Raw genomic sequence first — 8,979 nt, 5'->3', positions numbered from 1 at the left:
GGGGGGGCGCCCCCCCCCCCCAACGCGGGGCAAGCCCGCTCACCACAAGAAGCGAGCTCACCACAAGAGGTCCTTTCACCATTGGAGACCAGCTCACCCCAAGAGGTCCTTTCACCATGAGAGGAGAGCTCACCCCCCAAGAGGTCCTTTCACCATGAGAGGCCTGCCCACCATGAGAGGCACTTTCACCCCAAGCGGCCCGCGCCCGCATTTTTGATCTGCGCTCAGCCTGCAGGTTTTGCCATTACCGCTGCAAACAGCGGCGACTCCAGAAAGCGTTGCAACCAGGTTTGCAGCCTGTGATAAGGAGTACCGGCAAACCACTCGCGATCCACATGGGCAAACTGGCGCACAAACGGCGCCAGTGCGACGTCGGCCAGGCTTAAATGCCCGGCCAGCAAGTAGTCATTTTCCGCCAGCAACCCCTCCAACTGCTGCAAAAACACCTCGCCTTCGGCCCGATAGTGTTCCATCGGCTGCTGCGGGTAGCGTTCGGCGTACTTGTATCGATTCAAGTGATGTTTGAACACCTGGTCATTCTCGGCAATCAATGCCAGCACCCGCGGGTCACCCCCGAGCAACCAATCCTCAGGATCATTTTGCGCCAAGGCCCATTGCATGATCTCCAGGCTTTCCTCGATCACCCGACCGTCGACGCACAGCACCGGCACCGTGCCCTTGGGCGATAGCGCCAGCATCGCGGCCGGCTTGGCCTTGAGGCTCACCTCGACGATCTGCACCGGCACGCCGCAATAGCGCAACGCCAACCGCGCCCGCATGGCATACGGGCAGCGCCGGAACGAATACAGCAGCGCCTCGCTCACTTGACCTCCAGGGTGCTCAAGCCATTGCCCTGGCGCTTGACCTGGATCTGCACCGGGATGCGTTCGTGCATCTCCTGCACGTGGGAGATCACCGCGACTTTGCGGCCCTGGGCCTGCAGGCCATCGAGGGCGTCCATCGCCAATTGCAGGGATTCGGGGTCGAGGCTGCCGAAGCCCTCGTCGATAAACAGCGACTCGATCTTCAACGTACTCGACGCCATCGATGCCAGGCCCAGCGCCAGGGCCAGCGACACCAGGAAGGTCTCGCCACCCGACAGTGAATGCACCGAGCGCAGTTCATCGCCCATTTCCGTATCCAGTACCAACAGGCCGAGCATGCTGCCGCCGCGCTTGAGGCGATAGCGGCGCACCAGTTGGCGCAGTTGCACGTTGGCGTGGTGCACCAGCAGGTCGAGGTTGTAGGTCTGGGCGATCTTGCGGAAGGTGTCGCCATTGGCCGAGCCGATCAGTGCATTCAGGCGGGCCCAGCGTTGCCATTCGTCATAGGCCCTGGCGATCTGCTCGCCGAGGGCATGGTTGGCGTCCTGGCGGCGCTGGTCTTCGGACTGGCGCGCGCGCAGTTCGGCGCAGTGTTTCTCGCCCTCGGCCAGATGCTGGTTGAGCGCGGCCAGGGTGCTGTCGAGGTGTTCGGCCTCCAGGTTGCCGTTGTGCAGAGCCTGGTGTTCGGCGAGGCGTTGCTCGCGTTCCTGCAGCAGGACCTTGGCCTGTTCGACGGCTTTTTCGCTGTGCTGCAGCTGTTGGCGCAGCGCGTTGATGTGCGACTCGTCGAGGGCCAGCAAGCGGGCCAGGCCCTCGTCGTCCAGTTCGGGGTGCAGCGCGCGCCAGTCCTGCAGGCGTGTGACGAGACCCTGTTGCTCGGCTTGCAGCGCCTGCTGGCGTTCCTGCTGGGCTTTTAGGTCGGCGGCCAATTGGATCAAGGCGTCGCGCGTGTCCTGCAGTTGCTGGTTGGCGTCGGTTTCGCTCTGGCGTGACTGCGCCACCGCCTGGTCGAGTTGCTGCTGCCAGTGTTCGGCGCTGGGGTGCTCGCCGAGCAGGGTGCTGAGTTTTTCCTCGGCGGCCTGCCGTTGTGCGGCCAATTCCGCGACCTGCTGGAGCAGGGCGTCGAGTTGCTGCTGGCGATGTTGCTGGTGGGTTTGTTCTTTCTCGATGGCCTGCTGGCGCTCCTGCTGCTCGGCCAGTTCATCGCGCTGATGGCCCAGTTGCTCCAGGCGTTGGCTGACCTGCTGGTCCAGCTGCATGAACGTCGCGGCCGGTTCGCGGCGCAAGCCTTCGAGGGTGTCGGCGGGCAACACGCTGGCGAAGGCGTTGAGTTCTTCGTCGAGGCGCTCGCGGTCGCTGGACAGCTCGCGCTGCTGGTCCACCAGCAACTGGCGAGCCTGCTGGCTGGCATCCTGGGCTGCTTGCAGTTGTTGCTGCAGGCGCCCGGCGTTTTGTTGCAGGTTGAGCAGGGCGCCTTGGCGCTGTTCGTCCTGGGCGATGTTCTGGGTCAGTTGGCTGAGTTGCTGGGTCAGCCAGTCGCTGCGCTTGGCCGTGTCCTGATTGAACAGCGCGGCCGCCAGCGGATGCGCATCCAGGCTCGGCTTGAGGCCTTGCTGTTGGCTGACCACCTGCTCCTGTTGTTGCAGGAATTCCTTTTGCTGGGCAATCAGGCCGCCGACTTCGCCGCGCAGCTCGGTGAGTTTTTCCTTGAGCGTGTCGACGGCTGTCTGCGCCGCCGCCTCTTCGCTGTCGTCATGCCGACCGAGGCTTTGCAGCAAGGCTTCGGGCTGGTGATACGGGTGCTCATGGCTGCCGCACACCGGGCACGGCTGGTCGTCCTGCAACTGCTCGCGCAACTCCTCGACGCTGGCACTGCGGGCCAGGCGCTGGCGTTCCAGCAATTGCTTGGTCACCGTCAGGGTTTGCTCGGCGACGGTCAGTTCGGCCTTGGCTTGCAGGCCGGCCTGGTTCAGTTGTTCGCGTTGTTGCTGGGCGTCCGCGAGTTTTTGCGTCAGCGCGCTCGCCTGCTGGTCCAGCTGTTGCTGGCTGTCCCACAACCGCGTGAGGTCTTCAAAGGCGCGCTGTTGCTTGCGATTGTCCTGTAGCAGGCTGGCCAGCAATTGGATCTGCTCGGCCACGGCATGGGGTTCGGCACCCGCTTCCTGATACAGCAGGTCCAGGGCGTCGCGTTGCTCGGCGAATTTTTCTGCGGCGCGGGTGGCCCGCTGTTCCAGTTGCGGCAGTTCGGCCTGGCCTTTGTTCAGGCGATTGCCAATCAGCATCAGCTGTTGCAGGCGGTCGCGATAGGCGCTCCAGGCATCGCTCAGCGGCGCGAGGACGGCGCTGCGCTCAAGCTCGGCGGCCAGCCGCTGCAGGCGCTCGGCAACGTGGGTGTGCTTGTCCTGCAAGCCCTTGAGCAACGCCTGGCCTTCGGTGCAGGCGGTTTCTTGCTGGAGTTTGTCTTCGGTGCGCTTGGCCAGGTCCTTGGTCAAGTGGGCGAGGGTGTTGTGTTCGGCGAAGGCTTGCAGCAGCAGCGGGGCGGCGTCAGCTTGTTGCTTGACGGCCTCGGCCAGCGCGGCGTGGGCCGCCGCCTGCTGCTGGAGTGCCTGCTCCTGGCGGGTCTGCAGTTCGGCCTGTTGCGCCAGATGCGCCTGAATCTGCGCGGCCAAGGGCGTGAGCAGATTGTCGAGTTCGGCCTGGCGCGCAAAGTGATGGCGCTGCGGCGCCAGCTGGTCCAGGCGGCTCAGGTCCTGGCGTTGCGGGCCCAGGCTGTCCCACTCGGCCTGCGCGCGCTGCAATTGCTCGGTTGCGCTGAGCTGGCGGTCTTGCCATTCACGCAGCTCCTTGAGCCAGGTGTGCTGCAGTTCCAGCTGCTTGAGTTGCGCCTGTTGCGCCTTGAACTGCTGTTGGGCAGCGTCGAATTGCTCGTCGAGTTCGGCGCGGGCCTCGGGGGCCAGGGGCACCACGCCAGTGGCCTGGTCCTGCAGGTGTTTATGCGCGTCCTTGGCTTCCTTGGCCTTGTCGAACGCGCGGCGACCGAGCTGGGTGTAGAGCGCGGTGTCGGTGAGCTTTTCCAGCAGTTCGCTGCGCTCGTTGTCATTGGCCTTGAGGAACGCACTGAATTCGCTTTGCGCCAACAACACGGCGCGGGTGAACTGCTCGAAATTCAGGCCCAGGGCCAATTCCAGCTGGGTCTTGTATTCGGTTTTCTGGCTGGCCAGCAGTTGGTCGCTGTCGAGGTCGATCAGGCTTTGGCGGCTGTTCTGCAACTTGCCGCTGGCCTTGTCGCGGGCGCGATTGGCTTCCCAGCGCGCGCGATAACGACGGCCATTGACGCCGACGAAATCCACCTCGGCATAGCCGCCGCCGGTACCGCGTCGGACCAGGGTGCGCGGGTCGCCGATGGAAATATCCGTGTCGGCGTCCGGCATCTTGGCCTGGCCGGTATCACCCAGGCGTGGCACCGCGCCAAACAGCGCCAGGCACAGCGCATCGAGGAGGGTACTTTTACCCGCACCGGTCGGCCCGGTGATCGCGAACAACCCGGCACTCGCCAGCGGCTCGGCGGTAAAGTCGATTTCGAACGGGCCGGCCAGCGAGGCGAGGTTTTTCAGGCGGATGGCAAGAATCTTCATGGCTGTTCCCCCGCGTGTTGCACTTCCTGGAGCAGCACGGCGAAATCCTTCAAGGTCTGTTCATCCACCTCGCTGCCGTAGCTGTCCTGCCAGGCGCGGCTGAACAGCTCCTGGGGCGTGAGCTGGTCGAGTTCGACCAGGCGCTCTTCGTCAGTGTCGTCACTGCCGCGCTTGCCTGCATAGTCGGCGGCGATGCGCACCAGGCGCACGGCCTTGCCTTGCAGCGCGGTTTCGATTTGCTGGCGCAGGTCCGGTTGCGGTTCGTCGAGGCGCACGCGCACTTCCAGCCACGGATGGCGCTGCGTTTCGGCGAGCAGGTCGATGTCGGGCAAGTCCGCCAGCTGTTTGAGGATGTCCGCCAGTGGCGCGGCCTCCAGGCGCTGCAGGTTGACCGAGCGCGGGATCAGGAGCGGCTCGACACTCACCAGGCACTGGCCCTGGAAGGTCACATCGAGAATCTGATGCTTGTAGCCGATTTCGGAAAAAGACAGCGGAATCGGCGATCCGCTATAACGAATGCGCTCTTCGCCATTGACCCGTTGCGGCTTGTGCAAATGGCCGAGGGCCACATAGTTCACGCTTTTATCAAACAAGCTGGCCGGCAGCGCCTCGGCGTTGCCGATGATCAGGCTGCGCTCGGAATCTTCCGACACCGAACCGCCAGCCATGTGCGCGTGACTGATGGCTATCAACGGCTGGCCTTTTTTGCGTTTGGCATTGGCCGCCGCGATCAACCGTTCGTGCACCTGGCCAATCCCCCGCAGGTAATCGTCGCCGAGGTGGGCGCCGGTGACTTCCGCCGGGCGCAGAAACGGCAGCGCCAGGCACCAGGCGGCGACCTTGCCGTTGGCGCCGGGCAGCGGGATCAGCAGGCGTTCGGCGTCCAGTTCGCCATCCTCCAGCCACAACACGCGGCCCAGTGCATGGGTGCGCAGGCGCCGCATCAACGGCGCGGGCAGCTCGATCCGCGAGCCGGAGTCGTGGTTGCCGGCGATCATCACAATGGTCAGTTTCGGGTTTTGTTCGTGGGCGCTGATGATGAAGTCATACAGGCGCTCCTGGGCCTTGAGCGGCGGGTTGACCGTGTCGAAGATATCGCCGGCGATCAGCAGCACATCCGGGTGCTGGGTGCCGATCTGGCGCAGCAGCCATTCAAGGAAGCAGGCGTGTTCGAAGTCGCGTTCCTGGCCGTGCAGGTTTTGGCCAAGGTGCCAGTCGGAGGTGTGGAACAGACGCAAGGCGAACTCCGTGGGGAAGGTGAAAAAGGAGGGAGTTTACCTGTAAACCTGAAGGAGGGGGCTGATCGTTCCCGGGCGAGCTGGGAACGATCAGTTGTTTCAGTTAGTTACCGTTCCTTCATCGTGACTTGCCCGATGTAGAAGTCATTCCCGTCGCCACTGGCGATCGTGTTGTATAGACCAAGCCTTACCGACCCTGTGGTCGACGCGGTATAGATGCCAGTACCGGTGCGCCAGGTCGTTTGTCTTTGTGTGTTCACGGCTGAGCCGATAGCACTGCCATTGACGGTGAGATAGATGTTGGTTGCGTTTGCGCCCGTGGCTCGTATGGCGCGCAGTGAAAAGCTCAAGTCATAGGTCTTGTTGGCTTGTACCTGGACGGTATAGGCGATGACCGGCCCGGCAAAGTTGTAAGACCCGTCGGTATAGGAGCCAATCCCAAGCCCTACGCCTTCATTGGCGATGTTGTTCGTGTCTCTGTACGGTCCATCTGCGCTCCAGCCGTGCCAGCTGCCGGTGGTGAAAGGCCATTCCATCGACAGCTTGCTCCGTTGCACAACGGTGTATGTCGTGATCGGAAAGGTGACGATGCTCCCGGCATCCAGGGTGCCATCGAATGTTGCCTGGAACGTCACATGGATGGGACTGTTGTTGGGGATCGACTCCAGCCAACTGCGCAGTACTGGCAGGTTATGCAGCCCATTCGCCGCCTCCGTTGATGTGAGCGTGTGTGCCGTCAACAGGTTCAAGTCACCCACGCCTGCGCTGCTGCAGGTCAGCCACACCCGATCGCCCGCCGCACTCAGGGGCCACTTGGCCACGGCGGCGGTCGCATCGCCGACAATGGTGTTGAGGTTCAGCGTTCCGCCCGGAGCGATGTCGTTGATCCTTGGGAAGGGAAGTGGATTGGGCGTCAGCTCATCAAACGCCAGTACCCGCAAGTCCAGTACCTCGGAGTTTGTGAGGGCTCCCTGGCGGTGGACGCTATAGCCCACTCTGAGTACCTGCCCCAGATGAGCTGCGATATTCCTGCCGGAGGCATAGAAATCAACATACCCCAAGGACGGGTCGCCCGGCTTCGGTTTGATGGCCGGTATCGCAAAACCGGGCTTGCCGAACAGGAAGACGGTGATGTCATCGGTATAAAGCATCGGCGCATACCTCACGCGGATGGTGAACACCGCGGCTTGATCGATATGCAACGGATTCATCTGCGCACTCGTCGGGCCTGTCTTCGTGGCTTCCAGCACTTCAGGTACATCCAAGGTCAGCATGGCACCGACTTTCATCACGACGGGATGGGATAACCGCGTGCGTACACCCGTACGGGTGAGGGTGTAGTAAATACGCGCCGATCTGTTGAGATTGGCCAGAACATACTGGCGCTGGACGGTAAATGGCAGGTCGCGGCCAACCCAGTGCGGCAATACCTGGAAGATGATGGGAGGCGCACTGCCGCCGATGGCGCTACCTTCGAAGTACAAGGTGATGATGTCGCCTTCTTGTATATCGGTGTGTGCCCGGACCAGGATGCGTGCGTCACCGCTTGACTGGTCTGGATCGAACACATACTCGGGAGGCGGTGCCTGTTCCACGAATGGTTCAGGCAACGAGGCCTGGGGTAATCCGATATCGAGCAGCAGATCCTGCGAGGGGCGAGTTCCTTGGGCGTTAGTGACGGTATAAGAAAGCCTGAGGGTACCCCCTTCGAGTTTGGCGATATCGCCGTTGATCCCGTTCACCAACCGGAAGGTGATAGGCCCCTCACCGGCCGCGTTGTAAACCTCGCGGTAATACCGCGAACCGTTGGCATACACGCCAACCAGGAACAGGGTGACCAGGTCGAAAGGGTCCTGGCCTGTGTATTCGTCAATTCTTACGGTGACATATGCCGATTCCGGCGGCAGGGTTGCGCCGTCCGGCGCCTCGTCCACGCGAGGTGCTGGCAAGCTGACGTTAATCGGTGTGCCGGTGACCTGCACGATAGTCGTGTGCGAGCGCCGGTTTGGAACGCCAGCGCGTATGCGCTCATAGGACAATTGCACACGCCCGCCCACCAGTTGCGCAAAATCCTCGAACGGGAAGGGGATGCGGGCATTGCGCCCGGTGACCGTGACGCGATGTTCGTAGTAGGTGGTGACGCTCACCCCCTGCGCATTGCGGCCAATAGCCCTGACCCGAATCAGATCGCCGACCACATAGTCAAAGCGATGAACGGAGACTTCGATGGTGGCGTCTTCCCCCATCTGCTCGTCCACATCAAGGACGTCCGCAGGTGCTTCGTAGATGTAGCACTCAGGCAGCAGCGGTTCGGCGCCATCATCCAGCTCGACCTCGATCAACACCGCCGGTGACCAGCCTGGGGAATAGTTACCCACCTCATCGACGACTTCGTACTCGCAGACGTGGGAGCCGCTGCCGATCTGCGCCCAGGTGCCCGCATACACCCAGATGACAATCGGCTCGCGGCCGGCTGCCTCGCCTTCGGTGACCCGGTGGTTGAGGATAAATCCGCCAATGCTCAGGCGAATGCGGTCCCGCACCGTGCGGTAGGTGTTGGCGGGCCTGTTGATGTCAAGGGGGTAGAAGGGAATTGCCACCTTCACTCCCAGACCGGCTGCTGCTTCATCGACGAAGTCGGTATCCGGCTCGGGCGCGCCCAGGTTGGAGTGCCACGGCTCGCTAGGTATCGGATCCGGCCCGGCAGGCGCTACGGTGTCGATTTTGAGCCTGAAGCGGCGAGTCTCCTCCGTTCCACCGTGCACTCGCGTAACCCGGAAAAAAATCGGTTCCACGGGGCCGTCTGTAAACCGCGAACGGGGGATGTACAACGGGATCTGTATGCCCTTGTCGGCTTGTTCCTTGGTCACTGTGTGAGTCGCCACGGGCGTGATGACATCGCGGTAGAACAGCTCGATGAAATCCAGCTGCGTCATGTCCAGATAGGGCAACAGGATGCACAGCAGACCCTCGTCGCGGTGGTTGTCCAGGGCGGCCAGGTTGATCCCACCGTCGAAGCCGACCACAGGCGTGGTCATGCCGGGGATGTAAAGTGGGAGCTCGGAAAATGGCACGGGTGCGTGGTATTCGGGGGTGGTCAGGTCGAAAATGTCGTCAGCCCCCGGTTCAGGATGTAAGGGCGGGCATACGGCGGGCAGCCGCGGGTTGGAGAGCTGTTCTTGATCCATGATCAGGCGTCCTGTGAGTAGTGGAATGACCCGTACTGGCGAGTGACGCGCGGCAGGTCGTACACAGGATTTAGCGTCAAATAGATGCGATTCA

General features: G+C 62.5%; 4 protein-coding genes. All 4 read right to left on the bottom strand.

Annotated features, from left to right (window positions below; all coding sequences use genetic code 11):
* Positions 1 to 224: 224 nt before the first annotated feature.
* The 4 genes from NTD80_RS03370 to NTD80_RS03355 all read right to left on the bottom strand — a co-directional run bounded on the left by NTD80_RS03370 (position 225) and on the right by NTD80_RS03355 (position 8,885).
* Positions 225 to 824 (bottom strand): glutathione S-transferase, encoded by a 600-nt coding sequence (locus NTD80_RS03370; RefSeq protein WP_262132147.1) that lies wholly within the window; start codon positions 822 to 824, stop codon positions 225 to 227.
* Complete coding sequence (locus NTD80_RS03365; protein ID WP_262132146.1) at positions 821 to 4,459, bottom strand: SbcC/MukB-like Walker B domain-containing protein; 3,639 nt, start codon at positions 4,457 to 4,459, stop codon at positions 821 to 823. The genes NTD80_RS03370 and NTD80_RS03365 overlap by 4 nt, the downstream gene beginning before the upstream one ends.
* A complete protein-coding gene (locus tag NTD80_RS03360) occupies positions 4,456 to 5,697 on the bottom strand; it encodes an exonuclease SbcCD subunit D C-terminal domain-containing protein (RefSeq protein WP_262132145.1) in 1,242 nt (413 codons plus the stop codon). The genes NTD80_RS03365 and NTD80_RS03360 overlap by 4 nt, the downstream gene beginning before the upstream one ends.
* Before the next feature lie 107 nt (positions 5,698 to 5,804).
* Entirely contained in the window at positions 5,805 to 8,885 is a 3,081-nt protein-coding gene (locus tag NTD80_RS03355; RefSeq protein WP_262132143.1) for a hypothetical protein, read from the bottom strand.
* Positions 8,886 to 8,979 lie beyond the last annotated feature (94 nt).

Origin of the sequence: Pseudomonas sp. 13B_2.1_Bac1 (assembly GCF_025466155.1) — a bacterium.
Classification (GTDB): domain Bacteria; phylum Pseudomonadota; class Gammaproteobacteria; order Pseudomonadales; family Pseudomonadaceae; genus Aquipseudomonas; species Aquipseudomonas aylmerensis.
This window is presented reverse-complemented; position numbering and strand designations above follow the sequence as displayed.